Origin of the sequence: Hydrogenophaga borbori, assembly GCF_003417535.1 — a bacterium.
In the GTDB taxonomy this organism is placed as follows: Bacteria; Pseudomonadota; Gammaproteobacteria; order Burkholderiales; family Burkholderiaceae_C; genus Hydrogenophaga; species Hydrogenophaga borbori.
Genome location: NZ_QVLS01000001.1, coordinates 256,805 through 271,569, shown reverse-complemented (window position 1 = coordinate 271,569; position 14,765 = coordinate 256,805). Strand labels below are relative to the sequence as shown.

At 68.1% G+C, this 14,765-nt stretch carries 15 protein-coding genes; 14 read left to right on the top strand and 1 reads right to left on the bottom strand.

Going from position 1 to position 14,765, the window contains the following annotated elements:
- Positions 1-90: 90 nt before the first annotated feature.
- From DY262_RS01320 to DY262_RS01295, 6 genes are all read left to right on the top strand, one after another.
- On the top strand, positions 91-1,611 hold the full coding sequence (locus DY262_RS01320; RefSeq protein WP_116957190.1) for a 3-hydroxyacyl-CoA dehydrogenase: 1,521 nt from the start codon (positions 91-93) through the stop codon (positions 1,609-1,611).
- A 1-nt stretch (position 1,612) separates the two neighbouring features.
- Complete coding sequence (locus DY262_RS01315; protein ID WP_116957189.1) at positions 1,613-2,392, top strand: oxepin-CoA hydrolase, alternative type; 780 nt, start codon at positions 1,613-1,615, stop codon at positions 2,390-2,392.
- Between the two features lie 82 nt (positions 2,393-2,474).
- Positions 2,475-3,194, top strand: coding sequence for a Crp/Fnr family transcriptional regulator (locus tag DY262_RS01310; RefSeq protein ID WP_070400108.1), 720 nt, complete (start codon positions 2,475-2,477; stop codon positions 3,192-3,194).
- A gap of 28 nt (positions 3,195-3,222) precedes the next feature.
- Positions 3,223-4,308: a phosphotransferase gene (locus tag DY262_RS01305; protein WP_116957188.1), complete on the top strand. Its 1,086-nt coding sequence runs from the start codon at positions 3,223-3,225 to the stop codon at positions 4,306-4,308.
- Between the two features lie 30 nt (positions 4,309-4,338).
- Positions 4,339-5,598, top strand: coding sequence for an acyl-CoA dehydrogenase family protein (locus DY262_RS01300; protein WP_116957187.1), 1,260 nt, complete (start codon positions 4,339-4,341; stop codon positions 5,596-5,598).
- On the top strand, positions 5,598-6,302 hold the full coding sequence (locus DY262_RS01295) for a glutathione binding-like protein (protein WP_116957186.1): 705 nt from the start codon (positions 5,598-5,600) through the stop codon (positions 6,300-6,302). Before DY262_RS01300 ends, DY262_RS01295 begins: the two co-directional genes overlap by 1 nt.
- 53 nt (positions 6,303-6,355) lie before the next feature.
- Here DY262_RS01295 and DY262_RS01290 read toward each other — a convergent pair whose 3' ends face one another.
- Entirely contained in the window at positions 6,356-7,318 is a 963-nt protein-coding gene (locus DY262_RS01290) for a LysR family transcriptional regulator (protein WP_116957185.1), read from the bottom strand.
- A gap of 124 nt (positions 7,319-7,442) precedes the next feature.
- Between DY262_RS01290 and DY262_RS01285 the strand changes: the two genes are divergently transcribed.
- From DY262_RS01285 to DY262_RS01250, 8 genes are all read left to right on the top strand, one after another.
- A complete protein-coding gene (locus DY262_RS01285) occupies positions 7,443-7,991 on the top strand; it encodes a cupin domain-containing protein (protein WP_147326153.1) in 549 nt (182 codons plus the stop codon).
- A gap of 76 nt (positions 7,992-8,067) precedes the next feature.
- Complete coding sequence (locus DY262_RS01280) at positions 8,068-8,964, top strand: cupin domain-containing protein (protein WP_147326152.1); 897 nt, start codon at positions 8,068-8,070, stop codon at positions 8,962-8,964.
- Between the two features lie 49 nt (positions 8,965-9,013).
- Positions 9,014-10,084, top strand: a complete 1,071-nt coding sequence (locus DY262_RS01275; RefSeq protein ID WP_181936372.1) for a C4-dicarboxylate TRAP transporter substrate-binding protein — start codon at positions 9,014-9,016, stop codon at positions 10,082-10,084.
- A 7-nt stretch (positions 10,085-10,091) separates the two neighbouring features.
- Positions 10,092-10,667 (top strand): TRAP transporter small permease subunit, encoded by a 576-nt coding sequence (locus DY262_RS01270; protein ID WP_181936371.1) that lies wholly within the window; start codon positions 10,092-10,094, stop codon positions 10,665-10,667.
- Complete coding sequence (locus DY262_RS01265; protein ID WP_116957180.1) at positions 10,664-11,974, top strand: TRAP transporter large permease; 1,311 nt, start codon at positions 10,664-10,666, stop codon at positions 11,972-11,974. The genes DY262_RS01270 and DY262_RS01265 overlap by 4 nt, the downstream gene beginning before the upstream one ends.
- Before the next feature lie 26 nt (positions 11,975-12,000).
- Positions 12,001-12,582: a cupin domain-containing protein gene (locus DY262_RS01260; protein WP_245980780.1), complete on the top strand. Its 582-nt coding sequence runs from the start codon at positions 12,001-12,003 to the stop codon at positions 12,580-12,582.
- The gene (locus tag DY262_RS01255) at positions 12,579-13,559 is read left to right on the top strand and encodes an alpha/beta hydrolase fold domain-containing protein (RefSeq protein ID WP_116957178.1); all 981 of its coding nucleotides are present in this window, start codon (positions 12,579-12,581) and stop codon (positions 13,557-13,559) included. The genes DY262_RS01260 and DY262_RS01255 overlap by 4 nt, the downstream gene beginning before the upstream one ends.
- Positions 13,549-14,745 (top strand): multidrug effflux MFS transporter, encoded by a 1,197-nt coding sequence (locus DY262_RS01250; protein WP_116957177.1) that lies wholly within the window; start codon positions 13,549-13,551, stop codon positions 14,743-14,745. Before DY262_RS01255 ends, DY262_RS01250 begins: the two co-directional genes overlap by 11 nt.
- The last annotated feature ends 20 nt before the right edge of the window (positions 14,746-14,765 follow it).

Sequence of the window (14,765 nt, the reverse complement as noted above, 5' to 3'; positions counted from 1 at the left end):
TCCAGATCTGGCGCACGTCGGATTTCCCTCCAGAAGGTTGAAACATTTTGTCATAGGCAAACTGGCTATCAACCGAAATACAACACACATATGCAATCCTTTTTTAAACGTGCGGCGGTCGTGGGCACCGGCGCCATGGGCCGCGGCATCGCCCAGATGGCCGCGCAGGCCGGCGCCGAGGTCTGGCTGTTCGACGCCCAGGCCGGCGCCGCCGCCGGCGCGCGCGACGCCCTCGCCAAGACCTGGGACACCCTGCAGGGCAAAGGCAAGCTCGACGCCGCCACGCGCGACGCCTGCGTGCAGCGCCTGCGGGTGGCCGAGTCCCTGCAGGACCTCGCGGCTTGCGACCTCGTGATCGAGGCCATCGTGGAGCGGCTGGACGTCAAGCAATCCGTCTTCAAGCAACTGGAGGACGTCGTGGCCGCCGACGCGGTGCTGGTCAGCAACACCTCCTCGCTGTCGGTCACCGCCATCGCCGCCGCGCTCCAGCATCCGGCGCGCTTCGCGGGTTACCACTTTTTCAATCCGGTACCGCTGATGAAGGTGGTGGAGGTCATCGCCGGCCTCAAGACCGACCCCGCCGTCTGCGAGCGCCTGGCCGGCTTCACCCGCGCCTACGGCCACACGCCCGTGAGCGCGCAGGACACGCCGGGCTTCATCGTCAACCACGCGGGCCGCGGCTACGGCACCGAGGCCCTGCGCGTGGCGGGCGAGCGGGTCACCGACTTCGCCACCATGGACCGCATCCTGAAAGACCAGATGGGTTTCCGCCTCGGGCCCTTCGAGCTGATGGACCTCACCGCCCTGGACGTGTCGCACCCGGTGATGGAGTCCATCTACCACCAGTACTACGAGGAACCGCGCTACCGCCCGAGCGTGATCACCGCGCAGCGCCTGGCCGGCGGCGTGGTGGGCAAGAAGGTGGGGGACGGCTTCTACCGCTACGTGGACGGCGCGGCGCAGGTGCCGCCCGAGCCGCCCGTGCCGGCCGTGGACACGCTGCCGCCGGTGTGGGTCTCGCCCAAGGCCGCGCGCCGCCAGGAGCTGTACCAGTTGCTCAAGAACCTGGACGCCCGCATCGAGACCGGCGCCGCGCCCAGCGAACAGGCCCTGATCCTGGTGGCGCCGCTGGGCATGGACGTGACCACCCTGGCCGCCGTGGAGCGCCTGGACGCCACGCGCACCCTGGGCATCGACATGATGCTGGAGGACGGCGCCACCAGGCGCCGCGTGCTCGCCACCAACCCCGCCACCCGCCCCGACATGCGCGACGCCGCGCACGCCCTGTTCGCCCGCGACGGCAAGGCCGTGAGCGTGGTGCGCGACAGCGGCGGCTTCGTCACGCAGCGCGTGGTGGCCACCATCGTCAACATCGCCGCCGACATGTGCCAGCAAGGCATCTGTTCGCCGGCCGACCTGGACGTGGCCGTCACCCTGGGCCTGGGCTACCCGATGGGCCCGCTGGCCATGGGCGACCGCATCGGCCCCACCAACGTGCTCGAGATCCTCTTCAACCTGCAGACGGTGTACGGCGATCCGCGCTACCGCCCCTCGCCCTGGCTGCGCCGCCGCGGCGCGCTGGGCCTGAGCCTCACGCACGAGGAAATCTGACATGAGCGCCAGCCTGAAGAGCCACAGCGTGGGCGCCACCATGGTGCTCACCATCAGCAACCCCGAGCACCGCAACGCGCTCGGTCCCGAGATGTACGCGGCCGGGGTGGAAGCGCTCAACGTGGCCGAGAGCAGCGCCGACGTGCGCAGCGTGGTCATCGTGGGCGAAGGCCGCCACTTCTGCGCGGGCGGCAACCTGCAGCGCCTGCAGGGCAACCGGCAGCAGCCACCCGAGGTGCAGGCCGAAACCATCTCGGGCCTGCACAACTGGATCGAGACCATCCGCGCCTTCCCCAAGCCGGTGATCGCGGCCGTCGAGGGCGCCTGCGCGGGCGCGGGCTTCTCGCTCACGCTGGCCTGCGACTTCATCGTCGCCGCGCGCGACGCGGTCTTCGTCATGGCGTACAGCAACGTCGCCATCTCGCCCGACGGCGGCGGCAGCTGGGCGCTGGCGCGCGCCTTGCCGCGCGCCACGGTGATGCAATTGCTGATGGCCGGCGAGCGCATCGCGCCCGAGCGGCTGCAGCAGCTCGGCGTGCTCAACACGCTCACCGACGCCGGCGCCGCGCTGGGCGAAGCCCTGGCGCTGGCCGAGAAGCTGAACGGGCGCGCGCCGAACGCCCTGGCCAGCATCAAGGAACTCGTCAACGACGCGGACACGAACCCGCTGCACACGCACCTGGCGGCCGAGCGCGAGCACTTCGTGCGCAACCTGCACCACCCCAACGGCGGCGAGGGCATCGCGGCCTTCCTGGAGAAGCGGACCGCCCAGTACCGCTGACCCGCACCCGGCCGCACCGGCTCGGCGGGGCCGGTCCCCGGCGCGACAGGCCAGCCCCCTCCAGTCACTCAAACGACAGACCATGGACGAGCCCATTCTGACAATGGAAGAACGCGAGGCGATCAACAGCGGTCGCTGGTTCAACACCCTCTCACCTTCCCTGCGTCACGACATCCTTCGATGCGCCTACGTCAAGCGATTCAAGGACGCCGACCTGATCGTCGCGCGCGGCGAGCCGCCGTCCGAATGGACGGCCGTGGCCAAGGGAGCGGTGCGCGTGAGTTCGACCTCGCTGTCGGGCAAGCAGATCACGCTGACCTACGTGGAGCCGGGTGTGTGGTTCGGCGACGTGGCGATGTTCGACGGCGACCAGCGCACGCACGACGCCTATGCGCATGGCGCGACCACGCTGCTGTGCGTGGCCCGCAACGATTTCCAGAAGATCCTGTCCTCGCACGTGGAGCTGTACGAGGCACTGATGCGCCTGCAGGCGCGGCGCATCCGCACCCTGTTCGGGCTGGTGGAGGACCTCAACACCCTGCCCTTGCGCGCGCGGCTGGCCAAGCAGCTGCTGCACCTGGTGCGCAGCTACGGCGTGCCCTGCCTGAACGACGGCAACGAGACGCGCATCGGTCTGCAACTGGCGCAGGAGGAGCTGGCGCAGCTGCTGGGTGCCTCGCGCCAGCGCGTGAACCAGGAACTCAAGTCCATGGAGCGCGAGGACGCCATCCGCATCGAGCAGGGGGGCCTCGTGATCCGCAACCGGGCCGCGCTGATGCGCATCGCCGAAGCCGACAGCTGACCCTTTCCCACCAGCCGACCACCGCCGCATGAACGACGCACAGAACTTCACCGGCACGCGGCCGGTGTCCGACCAGCACGCCTTCGACGCCGCCGCGCTGGAGCGCTGGCTGGCCCCGCGGCTGGAGGGCTTCGTGGGCCCGCTCACGGTCGAGATGTTCAAGGGCGGCCAGTCCAACCCCACCTACAAGCTGATCACGCCCGCGCGCGCGTACGTGATGCGCGCCAAGCCCGGCCCGGTGGCCAAGCTGCTGCCCTCGGCCCACGCCATCGAGCGCGAGTTCCGCGTGATGAGCGCGCTGGCCGGCACCGGTGTGCCGGTGGCGCGCATGCACGCGCTGTGCGAAGACGAATCGGTCATCGGCCGCGCCTTCTACGTGATGGAGTGTGTGGACGGCCGCGTGCTCTGGGACCAGTCGCTGCCCGGCCTCGGCAACGCCGAGCGCGGCGCCATCTACGACGAGATGAACCGCGTGCTGGCCGCGTTGCATTCGGTGAGGCCCACGGCCATCGGCCTGGCCGACTACGGCAAGCCCGGCAACTACTTCGAGCGCCAGATCGGCCGCTGGAGCAAGCAGTACCAGGCCTCCATCACCCAGGCCATCCCCGAGATGGAGCGCCTGATCGACTGGCTGCCGAAGAACATCCCCGCGATGGCGCGCGACGAGACCCTGGTCTCGGTGGTGCACGGCGACTACCGGCTCGACAACCTGATGTTCCACCCGAGCGAGCCGCGCATCCTCGCGGTGCTCGACTGGGAACTGTCCACGCTCGGCCACCCGCTGGCCGACTTCAGCTACCACTGCATGTCCTGGCACATCCCGCCGGGCCTGTTCCGAGGCATCCAGGGCCTGGACCTGCCGGCACTGGGCATCCCCAGCGAGCAGGACTACATCGCCCGCTACTGCGAGCGCACCGGCTTCGCCACGCCCGAGCAACTGCGGGCCGACTGGGCCTTCTACCTCGCCTACAACATGTTCCGCCTCGCCGCGATCCTGCAAGGCATCGCCAAGCGCGTCGAGGCCGGCACCGCGTCCAGCGCTCAGGCCGTGAAGTCGGCCGCGGGCGCACGTCCCATGGCCGAGATGGCCTGGCGCTTCGCCAACGGCGGCTGAGCCGCCCCGCCCCACACACCAGGAGAAACCATGGAATTCGACTACAGCGACAAGGTCAAGGGCCTGCGCGAACGGCTGCTCGCCTTCATGGACGAGCACATCTACCCCAACGAGGCGCGCTTCTTCCAGGAGATCGAGGCCAACCGGGCCAAGGGCAACGCCTGGGTGCCCACCAAGATCATCGAGGAGCTCAAGCCCAAGGCCCGCAAGGCCGGGCTGTGGAACCTCTTCCTGCCGCGCAGCCCGCGCGCGCCCGAGGGCCTGTCCAATCTGGAGTACGCGCCGCTGTGCGAGATCATGGGCCGCGTGCCCTGGGCGCCCGAGGTCTTCAATTGCTCGGCGCCCGACACCGGCAACATGGAGACGCTGGAGCGCTACGCCTCCGAGGCCCTGAAGGACCAGTGGCTGGAGCCACTGCTCAAGGGCGAGTTCCGCTCGGCCTTCCTCATGACCGAGCCCGAGGTGGCCTCCAGCGACGCCACCAACATCCAGTGCCGCATCGAGCGAGACGGCGACCACTACGTCATCAACGGCCGCAAGTGGTGGTCCTCGGGCGCGGGCGATCCGCGTTGCGCGGTCTACATCGTGATGGGCAAGACCAGCCCGGACGCGCCGCGCCACTCGCAGCAGAGCATGATCGTGGTGCCCTCGAACGCGCCCGGCATCACCGTGGTGCGACCGCTCTCGGTGTTCGGTTACGACGACGCGCCGCACGGCCACATGGAGGTGGTGCTCAAGAACGTGCGCGTGCCGGCCGGCAACATCCTGCTCGGCGAGGGCCGCGGCTTCGAAATCGCGCAAGGCCGCCTGGGCCCGGGCCGCATCCACCATTGCATGCGCTCCATCGGCGCCGCCGAGCGGGCGCTGGAGCTCATGTGCCAGCGCCTCAACAGCCGCGTGGCCTTCGGCAAGCCGGTGTCGGCGCAGTCGGTCTGGCACGAGCGCATCGCCGACGCGCGCTGCCGCATCGAGATGGCGCGCCTGCTCACGCTCAAGGCCGCCTACATGATGGACACCGTGGGCAACAAGGTCGCCAAGGCCGAGATCGCCATGATCAAGGTGGTGGCGCCCAACATGGCCTGCGAGGTAATCGACATGGCGATCCAGGCCCATGGAGGCGGTGGCGTCAGTGGGGACTTTCCCTTGGCCTACAGTTACGCCAACCAGCGCACCCTGCGCCTGGCCGACGGGCCCGATGAGGTCCATCGCCAATCCATCGCCAAACTCGAACTCGCCAAGCACATGGCCGTGCCCGGCGAGGTCGAGATGCCCATCACACGAGGAAGCTGATGATCGACGTCCACTCCTGGCCCACGCCCAACGGGCACAAGGTTCACATCATGTTGGAGGAGTGCGGCCAGCGACTGGGCCGGGACTGGCAGGTGCACGCGGTCAACATCGGCGCGGGCGACCAGTTCAAGCCCGACTTCCTGGCCATCAGCCCGAACAACAAGATCCCGGCCATCGTCGACCCCAACGGCCCGGGCGGCCAGCCCATCAGCCTGTTCGAGTCGGGCGCCATCCTGGTCTACCTGGCGAGCAAGTTCGGCCGTTTCCTGCCCAAGGGCGACCGCGAGCGCTTCCAGGTGCTGGAGTGGCTGATGTTCCAGATGGGCGGCGTCGGCCCCATGCTGGGCCAGGCGCACCACTTCCGCCTCTACGCACCCGAGAAGATCGACTACGCCGTCAACCGCTACACCAACGAGGCCAAGCGCCTGTACGGCGTGATGGACCGCCAGCTCAAGGGCCAGCCCTGGATCGCCGGCAAGCAATACACCATCGCCGACATCGCCATCTTTCCCTGGCTGCGCAGCTGGCAGAACCAGGGCATCGCCTGGGCCGACTACCCGCGCCTGAAGGACTGGTTCGACCGCATCGCCGCGCGCCCGGCGGTGCAGCGCGGCGTGGCCGTGCTGGCCGACGCGCGCAAACCACTCACCGACGACAAGTCGCGCGACATCCTGTTCGGCAAGACGCAGTACGAGAAGCGCTGAAGGCAGCGCAGCGGCGCACGGCGTGCCTGGCTCGCAGGCGCTGCCCTCCTGCGCTACGCCCGGATCCCGTCTCTCAGCAGCGACCCGGTTGCCGGCGGCGTTGGCTCCAGCAGCGCTTGCGTCACGGCCCGCAGCTGCTCGCGCACGAAGGACTGCAGGCCTTGCCGGTGCGTGCGGTCATGCCACACCATGCTGCAGCGCACGGGGTCTACCTCGAAGGGCAAGGGGTGCACCTCGATCGGAAGGAAGGACGCGTAGTGCGTGGCCATCCAGGTCGGCAACACGGCCAGGTGCGTGCTGGCCGCGACGATGTGGGCCATGGGCGGCAGCGAGGACACGCGCACCATGCGCCGCCGGGTATGCCCTTGCGCACCCAACGCAGCATCGATAGTGGCCTCCATGGTCGAACGCGGCGAGAAAGGCGATCCGAACACCACATGCGTGGCATCCAGGTAGTCCTGCAGCTCGATCGGCCCCGCGGCCTGCGCGCGATTCGAACGGATGCACGACAAGGTCTGCGTGAACAGCTCGGTGCAGCGCAGATCCGAGGGCAAATTCGGAAAATGTCCCACCGCGATGTCGCACTCGCCTTCGGCCAGCCAGTCGCGCAGGCGTTCCGCGTCCGGTAGCCGAAAGTCCAGCGTCACCTGCGGCGCCGTGGCGGCCAAGGCGCCCGCCAGCATCGGCATGAGCGCGATACCCACCGAGTCCGGGGCCGCGAGGGTGACGCTGCCGGCCGCCTGCTGAGGATCAAGTGGCGCTTCGTTGCCGAAGATCTCATCGACCAGCGACAGGCTCGCCCGCACCTTGTCGATCAACGTTTCCGCCCGCTCGGTGAGCTTGAAGCCCTGAGGCGTTCGGATCAGCAAAGGGTCGCCAGTCAACTGGCGCAGGCGGGACAAGGCGTTGCTCATACCCGGCTGGCTCATCTCCAACTTCTGCGCAGCACGCGTCACCGAGCGCTCGCTCAATAACGCGTCCAGGCAGACGAGCAGGTTGATGTGGTTGCGATTCATCCGCGGGTCTCCATATCGGTCATCAATGTGCGCATTGCATGTGCTTGCTTGTCCCAGGCCGCGCTCGGGTGATGCAATGGGAATTCACCGCTCCCTGCGACCGACTATATAGAGAAGGCACCCCATGAGCATCGACACCGTCCGCCCCACGCACCAGGACATGCAGCGTTGCGTGGCCCGTTTCTCCGAGCTTTCTCGCTGCGAGGAAGGACTGCCTGATATGCAATTGCCTGAATGCCGGCGGGCCTTTCTGAACGTGCTGGGCTTTGAGCAACCACGTGGCGAAGGCCAGTTCTCACCCTTTGGCGACAAGGCGCGCGCCAAGGTCTCCCACCTCACCGCGGGCTTCGGTGTGTCGTTTATCCAGGCCGCGCCGGGCAAGGGCGTTCTGATGCACACCCACGACACGGTGGAGACCTTCATGGCGATGAAGGGCCGCTGGAAAGTGGAATGGGAAGGCGCCGAGGGCGATGCCCACGTGCTGCTGGAGCCGCTGGACTTCATCGCCTTGCCCGTGGGCGTGCAACGGCGGTTCGAATGCGTCGAAGCGCCCTTGGGGGAACCCGAAGGCCTCTTGCTCGGCATGATCGGCGGCAACGCGCCGGCCGCAGAGATATCCCCCAAAGGCGTGCAACGCCTGATCGAGGCGGGCATCTACAAGGCGGCCAGCTAGCCACATGCACCGCGCAACCGAACGGGCCCGGTACCACATTCCCGTCAACCACTTCCAGGACCACACACCACCGGACGTGGCCCAGACCTTCGAGGCCGAGCGCCGCCTGGTGCTGTCGCCGGACGGGGTGCGGCGCAGCCGCGCCGTGGCGCTGGACCGCGCGGCGGCACTGGGGCTGCCGTTCCCCGCCACCACGCACACCATGCTCGCGCGGTACCTGCAGCTCAGCCCCGGCGACCCCTTAGAGCAGGAAGGGCCGGCACTGGCCAGCATTTGCCAGGTGCTGCGCGGCAGGGGCCGCTCGTTCGCGGGCAATGAAGACATCACCTGGCAGGAGGGCGACGTGCTTGTTCTGCCCGCGGCGGCCGGCATCCGGCATGTGGCGCAGCAGAACGCATTGCTTTTCTGCGTGAGCGACGAGCCGCTGTGGCGCTGGCTGGGCGTGCGCGCGCTGCTGGAAGACAAGCCCAGTGCCGTGCACTACACCGCCGCGGCGCAGGCCAGCGAGATGGAGCGGCTGGACCAACTGGCGGAACGGCAAGAGGCCGTGGGTCGCGCGGTGATCTTCACCCGCGACTCCCTGCAGGCGCAGCACCTCACCACGCCGTTCTTCATCGCCAACATCAATACGCTGGAAGCGGGGCGGGACCAGCGCACGCATTGCCACAACGGCGCGGCCATCACGCTCAGCCTGCAGGGTGAAAGCTGCAGCTCGTTCGTGGGTGGACAACGCCTCGACTGGGCACCCTGGGGCGTGATGGTCACGCCCGCGGGGCAACCGCATTCGCATCACAACCGCGGCCCGACCACCATGCTAAGCCTGGTCGTGCAGGACTCGGGCTTCTACCAGCACGCCCGCGTGCCTGGGTTCCGCTTCGATCCGGCGCAGGATGAGATCGCCTTGCGCGCCATTGATGGCGGCAATGTCGGTATTGGCGGCGATGCGGTTGCGCGCCCTGGTCACAGCGCTTAACGTCGGCTCGGGGTTGGCGCACCCCGCTATCAAAACACTAGGAGACAGCGTGAAGATTCAATCCCTCGTTGGGGCCTTGGGCCTGGCTTTGCTCGTGTCGACGGGTGCCGCCCAGTCGCAGACCGTCACCCACAAGCTCACCTTTGCCTCGGGCTATCCGGCGACCTTTGCCTGGACCGATGAGCAGATCAAAACCTTCCTGCCCAATGTCAACAAGGAGCTGGAGAAAGCCGGCTCCAGGCACCGGGTGGACTGGAACGTGGCGGTGGGTGGCACGCTGGCCACCATGCCGAACATGCTCGATGCGGTATCCACGGGCATCGCGGACATGGGCCATGTGGTGCACCTGTTCGAGCCCGCCCGCCTGCCGCTGCAGAACGTGGTGTCGGCCGCTCCCTTCGCCACCAACGACCCGCGCATTGCCACCCGAGTGCTGCACGACATGCAGAAGACCATGCCGGCGATGCAGAAGTCCTGGGCGAACCTCAACCTGGTCTACCTGACCAGCTATTCCTTCGACAGCTACCTGCTGATCGCGAGCAAGCCGGTGAAGAGCGTGAGCGACGTCAAGGGCATGAAGATCGCGGCCGCCGCGTCCAACACCCTCTGGCTCGAGGGCACCGGCGCCACGCCGGTGGCGGCCACGATGGGCACGGCCTACAACGACATCAAGACAGGCGTCTATGAGGCCGCCATCAACTCGGCCATGTTGTCGGCCGCTGGCAAGATGTACGAGGTGGCCCCGCAGATCATCAAGACCGGGTTCGGCGCCATCAATGCATTTGACATCGTCTTCAACAAAAGCAGCTGGGACCGCCTGCCGGCCGAGGTGCGCCAGGCCATCCAGCGCGCCTCGGACGCGCACCAGGAATCCATGGTTGCCCGCATCGAGCGCGAGACCGATGCCGCCCTCCAGCTCATGACCAAGCACGGCGCCACGGTGGTGGAGTTCAGTGCGGAAGAAAAGGCGAAATGGGCCAACACGCTGCCCAACATCGCCGAGCGCTGGGCCGCTCCGCTGGAAGCCAAGGGTCTGCCCGCGCGCGAGGTGCTGCGCACCTATGTGGACGGCCTGCGCAAGGCGGGCGCCCAGCCGGCGCGCGACTGGACCCGACCCTGAGCGCGCCGTGGCCCAGTTGGACCTTCACGGGGAGGCGGACGATCCGTCCGCGCCCGACACCATCGAAGCGGATGGCACGGTCGAGCGCTGGCTCGGCTGGCTCTGTTCGGCGCTCAATGCCGCGGGCACCGTGCTCATTGCCTTCATCATGATCGTGGTCAATGCCGATGTGATCGGGCGCTTCGCCTTCAACCGCCCCTTGACCGGCGTGACCGAAATGGTCATCGCCTCGATTGCGGCGATCGTCTTCCTGCAGTTCGCCGACACCCTGCGCGCCGGACGCATCATTCAGGCCGACGCCCTGCTGCGCCTGCTGGAGAGGCGGTCGCCACGGGCCTACCACGCGCTGCAGGTCTTCTTCCACGTGCTGGGAGCCGTGACCTTCGGCGTCATCCTGTACGCCACGGTACCGTTTCTGCAGCGCGCGCTCGCCAGCGGCGACGCCTATGGCAACCCGGCGGTGTTCTCTCTGCCCAAGTGGCCGGTGCGCGCCATCATGATCGCGGGCTGCGCCGCCATGCTGCTGCAATTCCTGCTGATCGCCTGGAAGCACCTGGCGGCCATGCGCAAGGAGTGGACATGAGCGGCACCGCCATCGGCCTGTGGTCCATCCTGTTCCTGGTGCTGCTGGTCTACAGCGGCATGCACGTGCCGATCGTGATGATCGTCGTGTCCTTCGCCGGGATCTGGCTGATCCGCGACAACCTCGAACTGGCCGGCACCATGCTGGCCTTTGCCGCCACGGACTCGATCGAGGCCTACGTCTTCGGTGTGATACCGCTGTTCGTCCTGATGGGTCTGTTGGTGATGATCGCGGACCTGGGCAAGGACAGCTTCGCGGTGGCCCACCAGGCGTTCCGGCGCCTGCCGGGCAATCTGGGGATCGCCACGGTGATGGCCAACGCCATCTTCGCGGCCATCACCGGGGTAAGCGTGGCGGCGGCCACGGTGTTCAGCAAGCTGGCGGTGCCGGAGATGATCCGCTACGGCTACGACAAGCGTTTCGCGGTGGGCGTGGTGGCGGGCAGTTCCGTGCTGGGCATGCTGATCCCGCCCAGCGTGCTTTTCATCATCTACGGCCTGGTGACCAACACCTCGGTCGGCGATCTGTTCCTCGCCGGCATCATCCCGGGCATCGTGTTGGCGGTGGCCTACGCGGCGCTGATCTGGTGGCGCGCGCGCCGCCAGCCCGAGCGGTTCGGCAACGGCCCGCAGGCCGTGATCCGGGAGCGCCTGGGCACGGGCCAGATGATGGGCATGGTTCTGCCTATCGTGCTCCTGATCGTCCTGGTGCTCGGTGGCCTGTACGGCGGCGTTTTCACGGCCACCGAATCGGGCGCGGTGGGCGCGCTTGGCGCGCTGGTGATCGCCCTGGCCAAGAAGCGGCTCAGCGCCAAGGGCCTGTGGCGGCTGCTCACCGAGACCGGCCACGTCACTTCCTCACTGATCCTGCTGATCATCGCGGCCAACGTGTATTCGCGCATGCTGTCGGTGTCGGGGCTGCCGATGTACCTCGCGCAGGAGATCCAGGCTGCCGGCCTGGGCTTCGCGGCGCTGATGGTGGTCTACCTGCTGGTGCTGCTCATCCTGGGCACCTTGATGGACTCCGCGTCCATCCTGCTGATCTGCGTCCCGCTGTTTCTGCCCGTTTTCCAGGCCTTCCAGGTCGACGTGGTGTGGCTGGGCGTGATCACCGTGATCGTGGTCGAGATCGGACTGCTCACGCCGCCATTCGGCATGGCCGTGTTCATCGTCAAGGCCTCGATCAACGACAAGACCATCTCGCTAAACGACATCTTCATGGGGACGCTGCCTTTCGCCGCCGTCATGCTGGCCGTGGCGCTGATGGTGATTGCCATGCCGTGGATGGCCACGGCCTTCATCCGCTGAACCTGGAGGATTTCCCATTGAGCACCATGACAACCGTGTCGGTATCGCCCGAGCAGATGGAGTCGCGCATCGCCCGCTTCGACACCTTGCAGCCGCAGAGCGCGATGCACCAGAGCGAGACCGGCATTCCGCGCGAAGCCTACGAGCTGATGGCCGCCAAGACCCTGTATCTGCTGATGGCCCCCGAAGGCCAAGGCGGCCCGATGGCGCAGAAGCCCGCCATCGCGGGCGAAAAGGGTCTGTCGGTGATCATCGCCCGCTGCCCACCGGGGGACAAGCCGCTGCTGCACGCGCACTTCAAGACGCACGAGACCTTCATGTGCCTGACCGGGCGTTTTCGCATCCGCTGGGGCGACAGGGGTGAGCACGAGACCGTCCTCAAACCCTACGACATGATCGCCGTGCCGCCCGGCGTGTGCCGCGACTTCACCAACATGGACGACGAGGACGCACTGCTGCTGGTGCTCATCACGGGCCAGGGCGACGAGGACTTCAACGACATCGCGGTCGGTCCCGAGGACAGCAAGATGATGGTCGAACGCTTCGGCATGGACGTGATCCACCGCTACCAGAAGATCGGCACGGAGTTCATGGGCGTGACGGTGTGAGCGACGAAACCGATCCCTGGGTTCACCCCGAGGTGGCCGTCCTCGGCGCGGCGCTGCGCGCGCGCGGACTGGTGGCGCCGGTGCTGGAGCAGGCGCCGCTGGCCGAGTCGAGAGCGGCCTACGACGCGATCGGCGCCTACCTGTGCGAAAACAGCCAAGCGCTGCAAGACGAGACCGAGGTGATGGTGCCAGGTCCGCACGGTCTGATCCGCTGCCTGGTCTATCGGCCCGACGGCGCGCGGGCGCCGGTACCCGCGCTGGTGTATTTCCACGGCGGTGGTTTCGCACTCGGCCGTGTCGACGAATGGCGCGGCATGATGCGCGAGATGGTGCGCCGCAGCGGCGTTGCCGCGATCAACGTGGACTACCGGCGCTCACCCGAGTCGCGTTTTCCGGTGCAGTTCGACGAAGCGGTGGCGGTCATCCGCCACTTTGCGGCGAATGGCACGGCCCACGGCGTGCAGGGCGATGCCCTGGCCGCTGGCGGCGACTCCGCTGGCGCCAACCTGGCGCTGGCGGCGGCCTGTGCGCTGCGCGATGCCGGGGCCTCGCCGCTGAAGTTCCTGCTGCTCTACTACGGCGTCTTCTCCTGGGAGACCGACACCGATTCCTGGCGGCGCCTGGGCTCGGGGGCCTTCGGCCTGTCGATCGGTCAGATCGACTGGATCCGCAGCCACTACCTCGCCAACGAGCAGCAGCGCACCGACTGGCGCGCCGCGCCGCTCGACGCCCGGCTCGACGACCTGCCGCCCGTTCAGTTGCACGCAGCCAGCCTGGATCCCCTTCTCGACGATTCACGCCGGCTGCGCGAGCGGCTGGTGGCGCGGGGCGTGGCGGTGGGCTTGCAGGTGCATGAAGGCGTGCCGCATGGCTTCATCCGCAATGGCCGGCTGCTGTCGGTCGCGCGCGAAGCCGTGAACCGGGGTGCGGATGGGGTCTCTGCCGCGCTCGGTGTGAACCCGACCCATGCGGCCTGATCCCGCCGCGGCCCCGGCCGCGGCGCCGCTCGGCCTGCTCTTCTGTGTGACGGCGATCGCCCCTCTGGGCCTGAATGTCATCGTGCCGGCCCTGCCGGCCATTGGTGCCAGCTTCGAGGCGCCGCATTCCATGGTGCAGCTCACCCTGTCGCTCTACCTGCTGGGCTATGCCCTCGCGCAGCTGGTGCTGGGTCCGCTGTCCGACCGACTGGGCCGCCGCCCGGTGCTGCTGGCCTCGACGGCGATGTTCGTGGGCGGCAGCCTGGGCGCGGCGTTGGCGCAGGACATGCCTGGGTTGATCGCGGCCCGCATCTGCCAGTCTCTGGGTGGTTGTGCCGCGCTGGTGGTGCCGCGCGCCGCGGTGCGTGACGCCTACCAGGGGCCAGCGGCCGTCCACGCCATGACGCGCGTGACGCTGGCCTTGGCCGTGGTGCCGGCGTTGGCGCCACTGGTGGCTGGGCTGCTGGTCAGCGGCTGGGGCTGGCGTGCGGTATTTTTCTTCTGCACCGCTTACGGCGCAGCCATGTTCGTCTGGCAATGGATGCGCCTGGCCGAAACACTGCCGCCTCAGCGCCGCCTGGCCGATGGCACGCGGGCCGTGGCCCGCCGGCATGCCGCCTTGCTGCGCAGCCCCACCTACGTAGCCTACGTTGCCAACATGGGCCTGCTCGGCGTGGGCCTCATGGTTTTTCTGTCCGTGGCGCCACCGCTGCTCATCGGCGGCTTGGGCATGAGCCCGGCGGCCTACGGCTTCTGCCAATTGCTGCTGGGTGTTCCGATCGTGGCTGGAGGCCTGCTCGCCTCGCGCGCAGCGCATCGGCTGGGGCTGGACGGCGCCTTGCTGCTCGCCAGCGTGTTGGCGATCGTCGGCCTGGCACTCACACTGCTGCTGGCCGAGCAACTGACGGTGGCCCGGCTCGTCGGGCCCATGCTGATCTACGCGCTGGCCAGCGGCGCCTGCCTGCCCTTGGCACTGACCGGGGCCACCAGCGTCGCGCCGCACGCCGCCGGGGTCTCTGCCGCCATGGCGGGCTTCGGCCAGATGGCGCTGGGCGCCACCGGGGTGTTCGTGGTCAACCAGTTCGACAGCCTGGCCCTGCCCTTTGCCGCCTTCTCCCTGGCGTGCGCGCTGCTCGGCACTGGCCTGCTGGCGGTCCTGCGGCGCGGGCGCGTGCCAGCGGCCTAAGCCGCCTGGCGAGCCATCAG